This is a genomic window from Pseudoalteromonas sp. NJ631 (assembly GCF_000276645.1).
GTDB lineage: Bacteria > Pseudomonadota > Gammaproteobacteria > Enterobacterales > Alteromonadaceae > Pseudoalteromonas > Pseudoalteromonas piscicida.
Genome location: NZ_AKXJ01000017.1, coordinates 100033 through 118537 on the forward strand (window position 1 = coordinate 100033; position 18505 = coordinate 118537).

At 44.0% G+C, this 18505-nt stretch carries 19 protein-coding genes; 10 read left to right on the forward strand and 9 right to left on the reverse strand.

The features are described 5' to 3' along the window. Nucleotides 1–56: 56 nt before the first annotated feature. Nucleotides 57–626, reverse strand: coding sequence for an inner membrane-spanning protein YciB (locus A587_RS0120845; protein WP_010374069.1), 570 nt, complete (start codon nucleotides 624–626; stop codon nucleotides 57–59). A gap of 122 nt (nucleotides 627–748) precedes the next feature. Here A587_RS0120845 and A587_RS0120850 point away from each other — a divergent pair, with 122 nt between their 5' ends. After that, entirely contained in the window at nucleotides 749–1021 is a 273-nt protein-coding gene (locus A587_RS0120850) for an HU family DNA-binding protein (protein ID WP_010374071.1), read from the forward strand. Between the two features lie 42 nt (nucleotides 1022–1063). On the opposite strand, the gene trpA is transcribed toward A587_RS0120850, so the two are convergent. Genes trpA through A587_RS0120880 form a run of 6 tightly spaced genes read right to left on the reverse strand, consistent with a single transcriptional unit; the run spans nucleotide 1064 to nucleotide 7581 of the window. Next, nucleotides 1064–1870 carry a tryptophan synthase subunit alpha gene (gene trpA, locus A587_RS0120855; RefSeq protein ID WP_017219144.1) on the reverse strand — a complete coding sequence of 269 codons (807 nt, stop codon included), beginning with the start codon at nucleotides 1868–1870 and terminating at the stop codon, nucleotides 1064–1066. After that, nucleotides 1867–3051: a tryptophan synthase subunit beta gene (gene trpB / locus A587_RS0120860; RefSeq protein ID WP_017219145.1), complete on the reverse strand. Its 1185-nt coding sequence runs from the start codon at nucleotides 3049–3051 to the stop codon at nucleotides 1867–1869. Before trpB ends, trpA begins: the two co-directional genes overlap by 4 nt. A 7-nt stretch (nucleotides 3052–3058) precedes the next feature. Next, the gene (gene trpCF / locus A587_RS0120865; protein ID WP_017219146.1) at nucleotides 3059–4423 is read right to left on the reverse strand and encodes a bifunctional indole-3-glycerol-phosphate synthase TrpC/phosphoribosylanthranilate isomerase TrpF; all 1365 of its coding nucleotides are present in this window, start codon (nucleotides 4421–4423) and stop codon (nucleotides 3059–3061) included. After that, nucleotides 4416–5420, reverse strand: coding sequence for an anthranilate phosphoribosyltransferase (gene trpD, locus A587_RS0120870; protein WP_017219147.1), 1005 nt, complete (start codon nucleotides 5418–5420; stop codon nucleotides 4416–4418). Before trpD ends, trpCF begins: the two co-directional genes overlap by 8 nt. A gap of 9 nt (nucleotides 5421–5429) precedes the next feature. Further along, entirely contained in the window at nucleotides 5430–6011 is a 582-nt protein-coding gene (locus A587_RS0120875) for an aminodeoxychorismate/anthranilate synthase component II (RefSeq protein ID WP_010378569.1), read from the reverse strand. Continuing rightward, nucleotides 6004–7581: an anthranilate synthase component 1 gene (locus tag A587_RS0120880; RefSeq protein ID WP_017219148.1), complete on the reverse strand. Its 1578-nt coding sequence runs from the start codon at nucleotides 7579–7581 to the stop codon at nucleotides 6004–6006. The genes A587_RS0120875 and A587_RS0120880 overlap by 8 nt, the downstream gene beginning before the upstream one ends. A gap of 436 nt (nucleotides 7582–8017) precedes the next feature. Here A587_RS0120880 and rnm point away from each other — a divergent pair, with 436 nt between their 5' ends. From rnm to A587_RS0120910, 6 genes are all read left to right on the forward strand, one after another. Next, the gene (gene rnm, locus A587_RS0120885; RefSeq protein WP_017219149.1) at nucleotides 8018–8863 is read left to right on the forward strand and encodes an RNase RNM; all 846 of its coding nucleotides are present in this window, start codon (nucleotides 8018–8020) and stop codon (nucleotides 8861–8863) included. 4 nt (nucleotides 8864–8867) lie between these two features. Beyond that, the gene (locus tag A587_RS0120890; protein WP_010378577.1) at nucleotides 8868–9488 is read left to right on the forward strand and encodes an L-threonylcarbamoyladenylate synthase; all 621 of its coding nucleotides are present in this window, start codon (nucleotides 8868–8870) and stop codon (nucleotides 9486–9488) included. Between the two features lie 11 nt (nucleotides 9489–9499). Continuing rightward, a complete protein-coding gene (locus A587_RS0120895; protein WP_017219150.1) occupies nucleotides 9500–10294 on the forward strand; it encodes a segregation and condensation protein A in 795 nt (264 codons plus the stop codon). Between the two features lie 53 nt (nucleotides 10295–10347). After that, a complete protein-coding gene (scpB, locus tag A587_RS0120900; RefSeq protein WP_010378581.1) occupies nucleotides 10348–10935 on the forward strand; it encodes an SMC-Scp complex subunit ScpB in 588 nt (195 codons plus the stop codon). Next, nucleotides 10932–11792: a 23S rRNA pseudouridine(2605) synthase RluB gene (gene rluB, locus A587_RS0120905; RefSeq protein WP_017219151.1), complete on the forward strand. Its 861-nt coding sequence runs from the start codon at nucleotides 10932–10934 to the stop codon at nucleotides 11790–11792. The genes scpB and rluB overlap by 4 nt, the downstream gene beginning before the upstream one ends. Before the next feature lie 63 nt (nucleotides 11793–11855). After that, nucleotides 11856–12260 (forward strand): GFA family protein, encoded by a 405-nt coding sequence (locus A587_RS0120910; protein WP_017219152.1) that lies wholly within the window; start codon nucleotides 11856–11858, stop codon nucleotides 12258–12260. Between the two features lie 254 nt (nucleotides 12261–12514). Here A587_RS0120910 and A587_RS0120915 read toward each other — a convergent pair whose 3' ends face one another. Further along, nucleotides 12515–13258 (reverse strand): YciK family oxidoreductase, encoded by a 744-nt coding sequence (locus tag A587_RS0120915; RefSeq protein ID WP_017219153.1) that lies wholly within the window; start codon nucleotides 13256–13258, stop codon nucleotides 12515–12517. A 196-nt stretch (nucleotides 13259–13454) separates the two neighbouring features. Here A587_RS0120915 and A587_RS0120920 point away from each other — a divergent pair, with 196 nt between their 5' ends. From A587_RS0120920 to A587_RS0120930, 3 genes are all read left to right on the forward strand, one after another. After that, nucleotides 13455–15884, forward strand: coding sequence for a VolA/Pla-1 family phospholipase (locus tag A587_RS0120920; protein ID WP_017219154.1), 2430 nt, complete (start codon nucleotides 13455–13457; stop codon nucleotides 15882–15884). 102 nt (nucleotides 15885–15986) lie between these two features. Continuing rightward, nucleotides 15987–17000, forward strand: coding sequence for a protease SohB (sohB, locus tag A587_RS0120925; protein ID WP_017219155.1), 1014 nt, complete (start codon nucleotides 15987–15989; stop codon nucleotides 16998–17000). A 113-nt stretch (nucleotides 17001–17113) separates the two neighbouring features. Beyond that, nucleotides 17114–17422 (forward strand): hypothetical protein, encoded by a 309-nt coding sequence (locus A587_RS0120930; RefSeq protein ID WP_017219156.1) that lies wholly within the window; start codon nucleotides 17114–17116, stop codon nucleotides 17420–17422. A gap of 346 nt (nucleotides 17423–17768) precedes the next feature. Here the strand turns inward: A587_RS0120930 and A587_RS0120935 are convergent. Further along, nucleotides 17769–18505 (reverse strand): hypothetical protein (locus tag A587_RS0120935; protein WP_017219157.1); only part of this gene is annotated, 737 nt, incomplete at its 5' end.

Sequence of the window (18505 nt, forward strand, 5' to 3'; positions counted from 1 at the left end):
CGCTATAGTTAGCTCTCACTCGTTAACTATAGCAGCTGCAGATGAACCTTGAATGGTTACTCTTCAGGTAAATATTTTTGAATTTTAAACATGGTAAAGAGGAGTGCAACGAAGGTGATCCCAATTAAACCAAAGACTTTAAAGTTCACCCAAAAATCAAGAGAGAAGTGGTACGCAACGTAAAGGTTTAGGCCTGCGATGAAGAAAAGTAATACTGCCCAAAATAGATTTAATTGGTCGCAGTCTTTGGCTGGTAAATCAATATCAATCTCGCTTTTTTCCTTCTCAGCTACTGACTTTAAAACGCCTTCGAGTGCGCCTTTTACCAAGTTCTTATTAAACAGGTACCTGGATATGAGTAGTGCCGCACCTAAAATGGCATAAATAATCGTGGCTTTCCATTTTATAAATTGCTCATCATGGAAGAAAATCGTCATCCCACCAAGGATCAATGCAATCGCTAGGAATACCCAATGACGCTTTGCGACTTCGCGCTTAGTGATGTATTGGTGTGCGACCTGTATAAGAGAGGCGATGATTAGCACTCCCGTTGCCCAAAAAATATCGACAAACTTATAAACCGCAAAAAATAAGATGAGCGGTAAGTACTCAATTAAAAATGACATTTTTTATCCTAACAAAGTTGGTTGTAAGGGTTTTACCAAGATACGGCGAGAACATCAACATTGACTTTCTTTGATGAAACCCATAGCCTGCTGCGCTCATTCAATGGTTCAGAGGTATTTGCATGAATAAGAGCGATTTAGTTACAAAAATGGCGGAAATTAGTGGATTAACAAAGAAAGATTCACAGGCGGTGTTAAATGTCATTTTACAGGCCACTAAAAAGCGCTTGTCAGAAGGTGATCAGATGCAAATCAATGGACTTGGCACATTCGCGTTAAGTTATCATCCCCCAAAGCAAGGACGTAATCCTCAAACAGGTGAGACCATCACCATTGAGGGACAAAACAAGGTATTGTTTAAGCCAGCTAAAGCCTTAAAAGATAACTTGCGTTAATGCTAAGAAAAGCCAGTGTCTAACACTGGCTTGAAAGTAATATTACTTCTGCGTTGTAGCTTTCATTCGCTCAACAAAGGTTTTTAACTCAAAGCACATGGTGTTAGGATCATCCAAATGTTTTTCGATGATTTTCACCACCGCCGAGCCACTAATTGCACCTGCCGCACCTGAGCTAATCGCATGCTTTACATGCTCCGGTTCAGAAATACCAAACCCTAGCAGTGGCGGCGCAGCATGATACTCGATAAGTTTGGTGATCATCTCTGTTGCCGGCATTTGTGCCGTCGTTTCTGTGCCAGTCACGCCTGCGCGCGAAAGTAAATAAGTATAGCCACGACCTCGGGTGGCGCATTCTCGTAACGTATCATCGCAGGCATTCGGTGTGGCAATGAAAATTGGCGCGATGTCATTTGCCATTGCAGTGAGCCTAAACGGTTTGGCTTCGTGCAGTGGCACATCAGCAACTAAGATAGAATCCACACCCGCAGTTTTGGCGTCTTGATAAAACTGCTCAATACCCCGAGCAAAAATCAAGTTTGAGTAAAGCAACAAGCCAATTGGAATATCGCTATTGTAACGACGAATTTCAGCGATGATCTCAAGACAGTCTTGCGTATTAACATCTTGCTCTAATGCACGGATGTTAGCCGCTTGGATAACCGGACCATCGGCGATGGGATCGGAAAATGGAATACCGAGCTCCAATGCATCAGCGCCACCGTCAATCAGGCTTTTGATGATCTCAATACTGAGTGCCTTATCGGGATCGCCAATCGTTACGAAAGGAACGAATGCACCTTGGCTTTTTTCATTTAAGTGCGCGAACATCGCGTCATAACGTCTCATAGTTCACCTCGCTCAGATAGTACCTGGTGGACGTGAGCTAAGTCTTTGTCTCCGCGACCACTTAAGTTAACAACAATCACCGTTTCTTCAGTTTGCGCTTCTGCATATTTTAATGCGTATGCCAGAGCATGGCTCGACTCTAAGGCTGGAATAATACCTTCGTGTTTGGCAAGCGCTTGAAAGGCATTTAATGCTTCAGTGTCAGTAATGCCAACATACTGCGCGCGGCCTGTTTCATGAAGGTAGGCGTGTTGTGGACCAACAGCTGGGTAGTCAAGACCTGCTGACACAGAATAAGATTCTTCAATTTGGCCATCTTTGTTCTGCATGATATAGGTATAGGCGCCGTGCAAGATGCCTTTACTTCCTTTACATAGTGCCGCGCCGTGCTCATCGGTATCTAGGCCTTTACCAGCCGGTTCCACCCCGATTAACTTAACGTCTTTTTCGTCAATAAAGTCTGCGAACATACCAATAGCATTTGAGCCGCCGCCCACACAAGCGATAACCGCATCAGGCAAACGACCTTCCGCTTTTAGTACTTGTTGTTTTGCCTCTTCACCAATCATTTTTTGGAACTCACGGACAATCGTCGGGAACGGGTGAGGACCTGCAGCCGTGCCGAGTAAATAATGTGCCGTTTTGTAGTTTGCAGACCAGTCACGTAATGCTTCATTTACCGCGTCTTTCAATGTGCCTGAGCCAGCGGTAACTGGGATAACTTCCGCACCCATCAAACGCATTCTAAATACGTTTGGTTGCTGACGCTCAACATCTTTAGCCCCCATGTATACTCGGCACTTTAAGCCGAGTAAGGAGCAGGCTAGGGCGGTTGCAACACCATGTTGTCCAGCGCCGGTTTCAGCAATGACTTCTTTTTTACCCATACGTTTGGTTAAGAGCGCTTGACCTAACACTTGGTTGGTCTTGTGTGCACCACCGTGAAGTAAATCTTCACGCTTTAAGTACAGTTTGACCTTAGGGTTTTTAACTAAGTTGCGTGTCTTGGTCAGCGGAGTCGGGCGACCCGCAAATTCATTCAAAAGTTGATAAAACTCCTGCTGAAATTCTGGGTCTTTTTGTGATTTATAAAATTCCTGTTCTAACTGCTTTAACGCAGGTACGAGTAACTCGGGCACAAACATGCCTCCGAAGTCACCAAAATAAGCTGAATTACTCATGTCCACCTCAATATTTTCGAATTTGTGTAAACGCGTTAGCGATTTTTTGAGCGCATTTTTTACCTGGCGATTGCTCAACGCCAGAATTTAGGTCGAGCCCATCAGCACCAATATTCACGGCACCGTGAATGTTGTCGGGGTTTAGGCCGCCAGCCAACATATAATTGCTCGAATTACGATTTAATAGCTGCCAATCAAACACTTGTCCCGTGCCACCAAATGCGGTGTCGGTTTTGGTATCGTATAATTGCTTGTCTACGCCAGCGAAGGGGCTTGGCAGTGCTGTGTCCACACCTTGTGCTTTCCAAATTTGACAGGTAACTGGAAGTTGTTTTCGCAGGGTATCGATGTACAGCTCATCTTCATTGCCATGTAATTGCACTGCGCTCAGTTTTAATATTTGCGCATACTCTGCAACTTGTTCAAGCGGTGCGTTAACGAACACACCAACGTACTTGAGTGGTGCGCTATCGGCGACAGCCTTCGCACAATCAATGTCGACATAACGAGGCGATTTTGGATAAAAGATAAGACCGCCGTATACCGCGCCAGCTTCATAAGCTGCTTGCGCATCTTGGCTTCGTGTAAGACCACACACTTTGTTTTCGCCCAAAATCAAGCGTCTACAAGCAAGTTCTAAGTCTTGCTCAGCCATTAGTGAACTACCGACCAAAAAGCCGTCACAAATCGGTGATAAGCGTTTCACATCGCGGTGTGTGTATATACCAGACTCTGAAATCACGACTTTGTCTTCAGGGATTAACTTTCTTAGTTTCTCTGTTGTTGCTAAATCCGTTGATAAATCTCTGAGATCACGATTGTTAATACCGATAAGTTCAGCATCTAACGCAAGCGCTCTTGTCACTTCTTCTTCGTTGCTTACTTCCGTTAAAATCGACATATTAAGTGATTTGGCCACGCTCGCTAGTGCCAAATATTCTTCGTCATTTAATACAGACAACATCAAAAGAATGGCATCGCCACCGTGTAGGCGGGCGAGATAAACTTGATATTCATCAATAAAGAAGTCTTTACAGATCAGAGGCTGATCAACCAGCTTTCTCACCGTGGCAAGGTATTCATAACTGCCTTGAAAGTATTTTTCGTCGGTTAGTACACTAATACATGTCGCGTACTTACGATAAACACTGGTAATTTCAGTCAAATCAAAATGTGAGCGAATAAGGCCTTTTGAAGGCGACGCCTTTTTGCACTCTAAAATAAATTGTGTTCCAGCTTGCGCCAACGCAGCGGTGAAGTTAAGCGTGGTGGGGGTTACTTCGTCGATAAAGTCACTTAGCGGACGCTGTGCCTTACGCGCTTTTAATTCTTCGACTTTATCGGCAACAATTTTTTCTAATACGTTAGCCATTACTTACCTCTACAATGTTAGCCAAGGTTGTCATGGCTTTCTTGCTCGCAAGCACTTCGCGTACTTGTTGGCTTGCAGTTTTAAAATCTGTGGCCTTATCGGTTAACACCAACAAGGCTGCAACGTTCGCAATGATCGCTGCATTGTGTGCAGCTTCGCCTTCACCATTTAAAATCGCAAGGCTCGCTTTCGCGTTATATTCTGGCGTATCACCAGCAATAGATTCAAGTGAATAGTTTTCTAGTCCAAAATCGCTTGGGGTAACAGTGTATTGCGTCACTTCACCATGCTTTACTTCTGCGACTAGCGTTTCGCCGTGTAGGGCAATTTCATCTGTGCCACTACCGTGAACTACCATCGCTCGTTTAGTACCTAAGCGGTTTAACGTTTCGGCCATGGGTAAAACAAGGGCAGGGTCGTAAACGCCGAGTAATTGCACTTCAGGCTTGGCTGGGTTTGCCAATGGCCCGAGAATATTAAATATCGTACGTGTTTTTAGTTGCGTGCGAACCGGCATAGCATGTTTTACACCTGCGTGGTAATGCGGTGCAAACAAAAAGGTAAAGCCGGTCTCTGCTAAGCACTTTTCTGCAAGTGCGGGAGTCATATCAATGTTGATCCCAAGCGCTTTTAGTAAATCCGCAGAACCTGATTTACTGCTCACGCTGCGATTACCGTGTTTGACCATATTAATACCACACGCTGCGGCGACAATGGCGGCGGTGGTACTCACGTTGATGGTATTTGTGCCATCGCCACCCGTACCACAGCTGTCTGCTGCGAGTAGGTCTTGCTTGTCAAATGCGGTGGCATGATCACGCATAGCCTGAGCTGCTCCGGCTATTTCCGCTGCTGTTTCACCTTTAAACTTTAGCGCAAGCAGCGCTGCGGTAAGTTCGATGTCGCTCAGTTGTCCAGCCATAATATCGCTAAACAAGGATTTGGCGGCGTCGAACGATAAATCTTGTTGCTGTAATAGAGGTTGTAACTTTTCCATCGTGCTCTCCTAAGCGCTAAGGTATGCGATACTTTGTTGTAATAGCTGAGCGCCATTGGGGGTCAATATTGACTCTGGGTGAAATTGATAGCCAATCACTTTGTGCTCACTGTGATAGATAGCCATCGGAATGGCCTGATATCTCGCGATCACTTGTAGTGCTGGTGGAACGCTTGTTGCCATCAGAGAATGATAACGCGCCACGGGGAATTGCGTCCCAAGTCCGGCAAATACCGGATGCTCATCCGCTTCAATAATAGAAGATTTGCCATGTACCGTCTCACCCGCTTTGCCAACTTCACCACCATAACTTTGGGTTAGGGCTTGTTGACCGAGGCAAATCCCAAGCATGGGGAATTTACCTTTACATAGCTCAATTAACGCGAGCAAACAACCTGCTTCCGATGGCGCGCCAGGCCCTGGTGATAAAACTAAGATCACAGGATCAACCTCTGCACACATTTTATTGAAAATGGTTTCGGCAGAGATATTGTTACGATAAACGACCAAGTCGAGTCCTAGCAAACTAAGCTCATCCACAAGGTTATAACTGAAAGAATCAAAATTATCTAAAAAGTATACCTTAGTCATGGTTTACTCCTTCATACGTGGACTGTACTGCTTTAATCACTGCCATGGCTTTAGCTTTGGTTTCATTTGCTTCGCTTTGTGGATTTGAATCAAACACAACACCCGCACCCGCTTGCACGTAAGCAACGTTATCTTTTACAAACGCGGAGCGAATTACGATACAGCTGTCCATCGCGCCATTGCCCATCAAATAACCTACCGCTCCGCCATAGCTACCACGACGCTGCATTTCTGTATGGCGAACAAGTTCTGCGGCTTTAACTTTTGGCGCGCCGACGAGAGTGCCCATATTCATACAAGCCTGATAGGCGTGAAGGGCATCTAAATCCGGCTTTAATTGGCCAACGACGCGTGATACTAAATGCATGACTTGTGAGTAGCGGTCCACTTTCAATAATTCTTTTGCGTGTCGAGTACCTGCAATACTGATCCGCGCGACATCGTTACGGGCAAGATCAACCAGCATAAGGTGCTCTGCACGCTCTTTTTGATCGTTGCGCAGCTCAAGTTCAATGCGGCTATCTAAATCTGGGTTGATACTACCATCAGCAAACTTACCTCGTGGTCTCGTTCCTGCAATGGGATAGACTTCAACCTGGTTACTCTGCTCACAATATTTGAGAGCCGACTCTGGAGATGCGCCAAATAGCACAAAGCGTTCATCCTTCATATAAAACATGTAAGGACTAGGGTTTTGTAGTTTGAGCTGTTTATAGGCGGCAAGTGAGTTATGGCAAGGAAGTGAAAAAGTGCGAGAGGGAACGACTTGAAAGATGTCACCGTTGATAATGTTGGTTTTCAACTTTTCAACGTGTTGACAATATTCGTCGTCACTCACATTGACTTTGACATCTGCGCCGCCACTTTGTGGCTCAAACTGAAATTCGGTGATTTGGTCACACTGACTGTTTAGCTCTTCTAGCTGTTTGCCTACTTCAAAACAATTGGCGTGAACCTCAGGGCCATTGAAAACATTACCAATGAGCTCAGTGGTTTGTGCTTGATGATCGATCACAACTAGGGTTTCAGCGAGATAGAAAACATAGTCGGGACAGTCGTTGTCCCCATCTGGTACTTCAGGAAGTTGCTCAAAGTTTGCCACCATATCATAGGCGAATACTCCACCTAAAAAGACGGAAAACGGCGTGTCTGAGTTACGTTTAATTTCATTGATACAGGTTCTGAGCGCACTAAAGGCGTTATCCGCTTTTAGTTTTGTATGCTCATCAATGTTACTTTCCAATGCGTTGTACGTGAGCGTCAAGGTATTATCATTGAGGATCACGTCACAATTAGTGACCTTTTGCGCAAGGTACGGTAGCAACTGAGCACCATTGTTAGACAAGGCTTTGGCAATGACTTGGGCGCCATTGCATTCGAATCGAATCGCACTATCCACAAGCACGATGCTTTTCACATTGTCTTTAGACTCTATTTCTGCTGATTCGAGCAGTAACGAGTTTGTTTTGTTTAAACCTGCGTATAAAGACAGTGGGCTGGCAATATAATCGCGCCTTTGTCTTATGCTGGTGACCTCACCTGGTGTGGTCGTTATGTGACTAAAAATCAAACCTCATTCCTCTTAATTTCTAGATATTCTGTTTAGAAAATAAAAAACCCCCGAAAGCTGAGCTCTGCGGGGGTTATTGTTCAGACACAACAATACCGTCCCGCTAGGGCATCCACCACCACCAAATTGTGTTTACTGTGATATTGTTGTTCATATAAGCCTCTAAAAAGTATAAAAAAACCCGCGACATTGCGCGGGTTGATAAATCGTAGATATAACGAAACACACCCGCTTAGTTCGAGTGCCACCACCAAATGTTTTTTTGAATTTGTTTGTTCATTTGTGAATATTTCGTTGTTTAATCTAAATTAGCTACAGTAAACCCTATTCTTGCTACAAGTGTCAAGGGCAAATATCAGAAAATAACCTAAGGTCGTATCAGTTAACTTGTGATATAATCAAAACGTTGATAATTCATAGAGATAGTTAATACATTTTGATTAAATATGACCTCCACAGCCATACTACTTTTTCCGATGGCCGCTTAGCTGTTGATGAATTGCTTGAGCGAGCAACGGAAAAAGGCGTTGATATTCTTGCAATTACCGATCATGACACGATAGATGCGATCCAGCCTGCCCGTGACTACATTAACCAAAATAATCTGACTTTAGAACTTATTAATGGCGTTGAAATTTCCACAAAATGGGAAAGCTTTGAGATCCATATCGTTGGATTAAATTTTGACCCTGAGCATGAAGCATTAACAAGGCTGCTGCACGAACAGCAGCAAAAGCGAGAAGCCAGAGCGAAAGAAATCGGCGATCGCTTAGCCAAAAAGGGCTATGAGCATGTCTACGAAGATGCCCTTGCACTTGCCCAAACTGCGCAGATCACCAGAGCGCATTTTGCTCAAGTGCTGGTTGAGCGGGGCGTGGCCAAAAACGTGCAAAGCGTTTTCAATAAATTTTTAGCACGTGGCAAGACTGGGTATGTGCCAAGTCAGTGGTGCGATATACAAACGGCCGTTGCTGCTATTCATGCAGCGGGTGGAGTAAGTGTGTTGGCGCATCCTGCCAGATATAAGATGTCGAATAAGTGGTTGAGAAAGTTAATTGCTGAATTTAAAGCGGTTGGGGGAGCTGCAATGGAAGTTGCACAGCCGCAGCAAGCGCCTACTGAGCGCCAATTTTTGGGGCGACTAAGTCAAGAGTTTGAATTGTTAGCAAGCCAAGGGTCAGATTTCCACTTCCCAATGCCTTGGGTCGACCTTGGTCGTAACTTGTATTTACCTAAAGATTGTCAAGGAGTTTGGCGTCATTGGGGAGGCAAAGAGGAATAAGCTTATGAGTCAATTTTTTCATATTCACCCAGATAACCCGCAAACGCGTTTAATTCGCCAAGCGGCTGATATTATTGAGCAAGGTGGCGTGGTGGTGTTTCCAACCGACTCCGGCTATGCCATTGGTTGCAACCTCGGTAATAAGCAAGCTAAGGAGCGGATAGAGCGGATCCGCGGCATTGAAAAACACCATAACTTCACTCTTTTATGCCGCGATCTGTCGGAGCTTTCGACCTATGCCCGTGTCGATAATCAAATGTTTAGGATGATTAAGAATAATACGCCCGGTCCGTACACGTTTATTTTTAAAGGGACGAAAGAAGTTCCTCGTCGTTTGCTCAATGAGAAGAAAAAAACCATCGGGATCCGTGTTACTGATAACCCAATTACCTGCGCGTTGTTGGAAGCGCTGGGTGAACCTTTGATGTCATGCTCTTTGATTTTGCCAGGAGAGCAGTTTACTGAGTCTGACCCCGATGATATCCGCATGCGTCTTGAGAAGCACGTAGACTTGATCATCCATGGTGGCTATTTAATTGAACAAGCAACCACTGTTATTGATATGTCTGAAGACACCATTGAAATTTTGCGTCGTGGCTGTGGTGATACGTCGCCTTTTGAATAACGCATGTTGAGATGACAGAAGCACTCCAACAGAAATTACCGCTAGCTTTTTTACACGGTGAAGCGGTAATTGAAAAGCCGGAAGATCTTTATATTCCTCCCGAAGCCCTAGAAGTTATCTTAGAGACCTTTGAAGGTCCGTTGGACTTACTGCTTTATCTTATAAAAAGACATAAATTAGATATTCTAGAATTACCGATTTTTAGTATTACTCAGCAGTATGTTCAGTATGTTGAAATGATGAAGGACATGCAGCTTGAACTTGCGGGTGAATACTTAGTGATGGCAGCCTTGCTGGCACAAATAAAATCAAGAATGCTACTACCAAAACACGAAGAGTTAGAGGAAGAGGAAGATCCCAGAGCTGAGCTGGTGAGACGCTTGCAGGAATACGAGCAATTTAAGCAAGCCGCTGAGAACTTAGATGAAATTCCCCGTGTTGAGCGTGATATCTTTGTCGCTCATGCGTTGGTAGACAGTAGTACCGACACTGAGCCAGAATTCCCAGACATTGAACTGAGGGAATTACTTTTGGCGCTGTCGGAAGTGATGGCCCGAGCCAAGACCTTTGAGCACCATCATATATCCGCAGAAGCACTTTCAACCCGAGAGCGTATGAGCTTTATATTACAATTGCTACGAGAACAGAATAAGCCGATAGAGTTTGCGCGATTCTTTACCTTGGACGAAGGGCGCAGTGGTGTGGTGGTTACTTTTATTGCCATGCTCGAACTCATTAAGGAGCAATTGGTTGACTATATTCAGTCAGCAACAGCAGCGTCGATTTACCTGCATTTAAAAGGCTAGGGGATGGCTGCAGCCTCTGCTATACTCCGCATTTTTATCTTCAAGCATAAAATATGAAAAGACGCGTTAGCGATGAACAACTGGTTGAATTGGTTGAAGCAGCGATTTTCGTTTCAGATAAGCCGTTATCTAAAAAGCGCTTAAAAGAAACTGTGCTGGAGGATATCAGCGTGTCATCACCGCGTATTGATCAGGCACTGGAAACACTGGTAAATCATTATCAAACTCGCGGTGTAAGGCTGGTTGAGGTTGGTACCGGATACCGTTTTCAAGCTTGCCCGAGCTTGAGCCCTTGGCTAAGCAAACTGTGGCAGGAAAAAGCACCCAAATACTCACGTGCTACACTTGAGACTTTGGCATTGATTGCTTACCGACAACCAATCACTCGAGGCGAAATAGAGCAAGTGCGCGGTGTTACCGTGAGTTCTAATATTATCAAAAGCTTGATAGATCGCGAGTGGATAAAAGTGGTGGGTTACAAAGAAGTACCGGGTAAGCCTGCATTGTATGCAACGACAAAACAATTTTTAGATTACTTCTCATTATCTGGTCTTGGGGAATTACCTCGATTACCTGAACAACATAATGAGAAAATAGAACAGTTATTAAACGATCCTTCTGTGAGAGAACCATCTGAATGAGTGAAAAACTACAAAAAGTATTGGCAAGAGCTGGCGTTGGCTCAAGACGCGAAATGGAAAAGTATATTGAGTCTAACCGCGTAAGTGTAGATGGAAAAGTTGCCAAGCTAGGAGACCGAGTAGAAGAGACTTCGGTGATCCGTGTAGATGGACATATTGTTAAAATAGAGCAGCAAGAAGAGCGCATCTGTCGCGTACTTATGTATCATAAGCCTGAAGGGGAGCTGTGTACTCGTCGCGACCCTCAAGGTCGTCGTACTGTATTCGATAGGCTACCAAAGTTAGATGGTGACCGTTGGATAGCAATTGGGCGATTAGATATCAATACATCAGGCCTGTTGCTCTTTACCAATGATGGTGAGCTAGCTAATCGCTTGATGCATCCAAAATACGAAGTCGAACGTGAATATTCTGCCCGCGTATTTGGTGAAGTAACAAACCAAACGTTGCGTACATTAACCAAAGGTGTTGAGCTAGAAGACGGTCCTGCAAAATTTATTAAGATTAAACCACTTGGTGGTGAAGGTCTGAATAAGTGGTTCAATGTAACACTGACCGAAGGGCGTAATCGTGAAGTTAGGCGTCTTTGGCAGTCGCAAGAGGTTGAAGTGTCGCGTTTGATCCGTATCCGTTATGGTAAACTGGAGCTTAACAAGCGCTTGCCACAAGGTGGATGGGAAGAATTAAAATTAGAAGATGTTAACTACTTACGTAAATCGGTAAGCATGAGGGCCGAGCAGCAAACTAAGTTGTCGGTCATGCCAGAAAAGCGTAAAGACAAGCGCGCGAAAATTAATAAGATCCGCAAAGCAGTGAAAAAGCATAATCAAAGGGTCAAAACCCCAAGAAGAAAGTAATTTAAGCTTTTTAAAACACCAGCCTAGTGAGCTGGTGTTTTTGTATTTGATAAGGAGATGCAAATGAAAGAGATGTTTTCTGGTAGTTGTCTGTGTGGTCAGGTTAAATATCTTGTAGAGGGCAACGCGCAGGGCTTTTATTTATGTCATTGTGAATATTGTCAAAAAGACACAGGCTCCGCACATGCTGCGAATTTATTTTTTCAAAATGCAGTGCTAACTTGGCTTGCAGGCGAAAAGTTAATAACCCGCTTTACTTTACCGAATACTAAGCACGTTAAAGCCTTTTGCGCTTGTTGTGGCTCTGCATTACCAAACCAGCAGCCTGTTGGTTTAGTGGTACCTGCCGGTAGTTTAGATGATGCGCCGAATCTTACGCCAACTGCACACCTATTTATCGCGAGCAAAGCGAAGTGGGATGAAAAATTAGAGCAAGTGCTGGCGTTTGAAACCTTGCCGAGAAATTAACTTAAGTAATATAACCTGAGCTGCGGATAATTAATGCCTTTCTAGCAGCCAGTTTTAGCGCTAACTGCGTTGAATTCACTTCCAATAGCCAGCTATTGGTGCATAAATTCGCCTTGTTTTCCCTAAAACTCGCTGGCTAGACAAGGAAAAAACTAAGTTGTGATTTAGCGACAATGAGTTGGAACATTCCTTATCCAAACCTCAGGTTAATATAGAAGGCTGCAATTGTGGATCTGCAGCCTTTAAAGTACTAGTTAGTAGGTTTGGGCATCTAAAGATTGGCCATTAACTCCGATTGAGTCATCAGACATCAAGTACAGGTATGTTGGCATTAATTCTTCAGGCGTTTTTAGTTTATCTTTATCTTCACCTGGGAATGCTGATGCACGCATACTTGTTCTTGTCGCACCAGGATTAATGCAGTTGATGCGAATATTGGTTTTACCCACTTCTTCGGCCCAAGTTTGCATCATACCTTCGGTTGCGAATTTAGAAATTGCATATGCTCCCCAAAACTCACGACCTTTACGTCCTACACCCGATGAAGTAAAGACGATAGAAGCGTGAGGTGCTTTTCTCATTACTGGGAATAGTGATTTAGTGATCACCGCTTGGGCTGTTACGTTTACCTTCATTATATTTTCAAAGGTTGAAACGCAAAAGTGCTCCATTGGACCTAAAGAGCCTAAAATAGACGCATTATTTAGCAAGCCATCAAGCTTACCAAATTGCTGCTCGATAGTGGCAGCCAAGTCTCGGAAGTGTTGTTTGGTTGCACCACGTAAATCTAAAGGTACAATTGCAGGCTGTGGGTAACCGGCGTTAACAATTTCATCATAAACGGCTTCTAGTTTACTGGTGGTTTTGCCCAATAAAATAACCGTTGCACCATATTTGGCGTAATTAATTGCCGCAACACGGCCGATGCCGTCGCCTGCACCTGTTACTAGTATCGTTTTATTTGCAAGTGCGTTTTCAGGAGCTTGATAAGTCTGCATTCTGGACTCCAATTAAGATGTTTGGGCTATTTTATCACAATGCAGTAGCAAGTTAGCGAATTTATTGTAAATATGGCTGGCGAAATAACAAAGTTTGAGTTAAGTTTAACTGGTCTAATGTCTTATTAAAAATGCTATTACATAGATTTAACGAGAATTATCACAATAATAATAAGATTATGTCGGAGCCTATAAAATGAAAAAAATGCTACTCTCACTCGCAGTATCAGCAGCACTCGCTGGCTGTGGAGGCGGTGAAACGTTAGAAGATGTAAAAAATGATACTACACCCGTTTCTCCAACGATTTCTGTTAAATTTGATCCATCCGGTGGTGTGATCTCAGTTCCAAACGATATCCTTTTATCCGGCACTCAAGACGGTACCTTAAATCTACCTGACGAAATGTTAGGAGTGAAAGATGGTGAAGGTAACCCTCTGGTAACGCGTGCAAGCTACGCAAACCCAAGTATTGTGATTGGCGCCTTAGATGGTTGGTCAACACAAATGCCTTACGTTATCGACATGACGACACCGAATGGTTTGACGCTTGATGCGCAAAGCGTTATGACTCCGGGCTCTGTACGAATTTTTGAAGTTGCAATGGGTGGGCCATTACAAACCGACGAAGACTGTGCTCAGGTGCCTTCAGGTATCGCTTGTAAGCCAATTGCTGAATTACAATTTGGCCCTGATGGCGATTTCGTTACCATGGCTAATAGCACAGGTAACGGTTTAGTTATTATCCCAGTTAAACCATTCAAACCTGAAACTACGTATATTACTGTTTTGACCAAAGGTCTTAAAGACTCAAAAGGTCAAAGTGTAGATGCTTCTTCTACTTATACGTTGTTGCGCCAAGACGCGCCATTGGTAACTGATGCTCAGAAGTCTCTACAGGCTGTGATTCGTAGCTATGAAGGGGCGGTAAGTGCAGCGGGGTCGGTGAGTAAAGAAGAGATTATATATACTGCTGCAATGACGACACAGTCGACAGGTCATGCATTGGCGGCGACTAAGCAATTGTTAGCCGCTAAATTACAAGGTGGTGCTAACCCTGTTGTCGCTGTACCTGCACAACCGGTGATCACCGTTGCAGATGCCCTTGTAGGAAAAGTGCCTGATGCTATTTTACCAGCTTTTAGAAGCGTGCGTTTATTGCAAGGTCAAATACAACTACCTCAATACTTATCACAACCAAAAAATAAAGATATCTCTGCGCTAGCTGATACCTATTGGCAAGCACGTTGCGACAGCGCGGTGGCTGTCGCTGGATATGCAGCGCAAGCTGGTGGTTTACCAGAGCCTACAGAACCAAATGATATCGCTTGTAATACACTTTCGGGTGGAAAGTTGAGAGATTTAGGCTTAGACGGTACTAAGTTCTTAACTAAGTACAATCCAATCCCTAAAGAGCAGTGGCTTGCTAATGTTCCTGTGCAAATCACAATGCCTGCGGATGAGTCTCAGCGCCCAGAGGGCGGCTGGCCTGTTGTTATCTTGCAACATGGTATCACGAGTAAAAAAGAAGACATGCTTGGCTTGACGTTGTCATTAACACAAGCTGGATTTGCCACAGTTGCGATTGATCACCCAATGCACGGTGCTCGCGGTTTAGATATCGATGGTGACGGCACAGATGATTTCAATGCCTCGACAGGCAGCGTGTTGTCCTACATGAACCTAACATCGTTGTTGGTTGCGCGTGATAACTTAAAGCAATCAGCAGCAGATTTAATGGGTTTACGTTTAGGCTTAAACTTCATCAATCTAGCATCTGGCGGTCAAGTTAACTTTAATACCCAGCGAGTTAGTTACTTAGGTCACTCACTGGGTTCGGTTGTAGGCCCAAGCTTCCTTGCTCAAACCAATGCGCCATTAAATCCAGCAATTGATGGTTTCTTTAAAGTTGAGTCAGCAGCACTTGCAAGTGGTGGCTCGGGCATTGCTAATTTCTTGATTGAGTCAAAATCATTTGGCCCGTTTGTTCAAGGCTCCGTGTTAAGCTCTGCAGGTAACCTAGCATCGCAAGCGTTTAATGCCTATCTGCAAGAAGGCGCAATTGCTGACTGTGGTACGTTTGCTGCGGATCAAAGCAAATATGTTTCTTGTGCATATGGAACATTTAGAGCGAATTTAGAAGCGGCAGGAGACACCGCGACATTAGCACTGATTGATGGTACGGTGACGCAGTTTGGTTTTGCAGCACAGACCGCATTAGGTAGTGCCGATCCACTTAACTATGCAGCTTCCGTGAAAGCGCTACAAACGCCAGTATATATGAGCGTTGTTACGGGTGGTGTTGATGGCAATGCAGCTGACTTGGTTATTCCTCCAACAACAGAACGTAGCTTCTTGTCAGGTAGCTTACCACTTGCTGGTTTTATGGGCTTAATGCCAGCAAGTGAAACGCAAATGAGTCAAGACGGAACACCTGGAAGTTATGTGGTGAAGTTCTCTCAAGGCCATCATAGTTCAATCTTGACTACAGGCTTTGATGAAAAAGCCGGTGGCACAGCAGCGGGACACGCAGCGGCGTCAATTGAAATGCAAACACAAGTTGCAAGCTTCTTGAAGTCAAAGGGTTTGGTTTTACAAGTATCTAACCCGGATGTTGTTGCAAACTAAGACATTTTTCGAGACTATAAAAGGCCGCAGCTAGCGGCCTTTTTTGTGTCCATTTTATATTGAAAAAATGGGCCCCTTTATGAGCTAAATGAGGAGAACGACTTGGCATTTTTGTTTGAATATGGGTTATTTCTAGCCAAGACAGTAACCATTATCTTTGGTATTGCAGTAGTCATTATTTTGATGGTGGGAGCAAGCTCAAAACCAAAATCGAAAAAGGGTGAAATTGAAGTTACCGATTTAACCGACAGTCTGTCGCAATCTAAACAACAGTTTTTACAGCAAACGCTTGATAAAAAGGCGCTAAAATCCCTAAATAAGTCGCAATCAAAAGCGCAAAAAAATCAAGATAAGGAAGCAGTGAAAAACGTTTTTTATCTGGAATTTAATGGAAGTATGGACGCGCACGAAGTCACGGGTTTAAGAGAAGAGATCAACGCTATTTTAACGATTGCAGATAAAGAAAAAGATCAGGTTGTTGTGTCTGTAGAAAGTGGTGGTGGGGTTGTTCACGGTTATGGACTTGGTGCATCGCAACTTACGCGCATCAAGCAAGCGGGTATTCCACTGACGGTCTGTGTGGACAAGGTTGCTGCAAGTGGCGGATATATGATGGCCTGTGTTGCAGATAAGATTATTGCAGCACCATTTGCAATTATTGGTTCAATCGGTGTGATTGCGCAGATCCCCAACTTCAATCGTTTATTGAAAAAGAATAACGTTGACTTTGAAATGGTAACCGCGGGTGAGTATAAGCGTACACTCACGCTGTTTGGTGAGAATACGGATAAAGGCAGAGAAAAGTTCAAAGAGGAGATCGAAGAAACGCATGGTCTGTTCAAACACTTTGTCTCTGACAATCGTACTGACCTTGATATTGAGAAAGTGGCCACTGGAGAACATTGGTTTGGTACACAAGCGTTAGAACTTAAACTAGTCGATGAAATATCCACTAGTGACGATTTACTCATGTCACTAAATGAAAGTCACCAACTCTATAAGGTGGCTTATAAGGCTAAAAAAGGCGTTGCTGAGAAGTTTGGACTTCAGTTGGGGCTTGCCATTGAACGTTTCTCCGTTAAAGCGTTAACAAAACTAAATCAATCTAAATATTAGTGATTGTTGTTCAGTTTATGTCAATAAACTTTATTTCAAACTATTAACAATACTTTATAGACGGCGTTGTGTTCACAAAACGCATGACGCCGCGCTCTAATAGAGAGGTTGTTATGAATAAAGTTATTGTACTTTCTCTACTTACCTTTAGTCTGACTTTAGGTTTAAATCAGGCGAATGCTAAACCGGAGAAGTTACCGCCGGGCCTTGAGAAAAAGCTGAAGCAGGGCAAGCCACTTCCGCCAGGTTGGCAAAAAAAACTCCAAGTTGGAGAACGCTTAGATCCAGATATCTACGACCATGGTAAAGTGATTTATCGCGACAAAGATCGGGATTTGGTAACGATAAGCGTTGAAGGTAGAGTCATCAGGGTACTCGAAAATACCCTAGAAATTGTCGAAATTCTTAAAGGGATGAGATAATCTGAATTAGTTCAGACAAGGCTTGCTGGTAGTTATGCGTAAGCTACGCGACCGCGAACTACGGACGGCCACCATATTGAGAGGATCATTGAGGAAGAGGATCATTGAGAAGAGGATCATTGAGGACACCCACCGTTATTTTTACCTATGCTGGCAAAGTGAAATTAAAAAGTACGGAAACACTCAATGAATATGGACAAAAAGCGTTTTTAGATAGGGTGACCTTTGGTGGGTAAGTGGATCGCTACACTAAAATTGGGTTATCGCGCACGACAACGCGCTGTAAGTAGTTAAAGCAGAGACAGTACAACAGTAAGAAATTCTAGTGTTGAGAATGTGAGTTTTGCTAAGCCAGCAAGCGCTCGCAGTTTGTTAGGTTTGCCCGTCGTCGTTTTTGCAGTGTTTCGCAGTAAGCGGTTATTGTTCGCTCTCGGCCAACCGCGCCGTGAAATACCCGTGAAAATTGCGTGGTGAGTTTTATCCAATTCTCCGGTTCGATATTTAAACGAGTAAGAATGGATTGTGCTTCGTTAATATAGCCTCGCTTGTCGGCTCGAATGCACTGGCCTGTGAGTTCAACCAATTCGATATAGGATTTGAGCTCGAAAGGCAGTCCTTTAGGCATATGTTGTCGTGGGCTGCCAGCAAAGCGTAGTAGGCTTTTTGGTTGTTTTCCCAGCTTAGCGTGGTCGATGCGTTTTTTGATGCTGGTGTAGTCTGAGGTTTCAGGTGTTGCGGCGATTTTGGCTCTAACTGGGTTTAAGTCTACGTAAGCGAGACAAGCAGCCAATGCAGCCTCATCCAGTAATGCTTGGGATTTAAACCGTCCTTCCCAGAATCGGCCTGTACAATTATCTTCTTTATTTGCTCGGCGGGCGATGTCTTCGTTAAGTACCCGCATAAACCAACTAATATCTGCGAGTCTTCCCCTGTACTTATCAATCAGCTCATCTAGCATCAATTGCTCCGATTCATTGAGAGCCTCACCTTCAATAAATTTTTGGCTTATCCAATTACCTTTAAACAACTTGTGCCATCGTATGACAATCGCTTCATCCGACAGGCGCTCAGCCTTTCTATCAT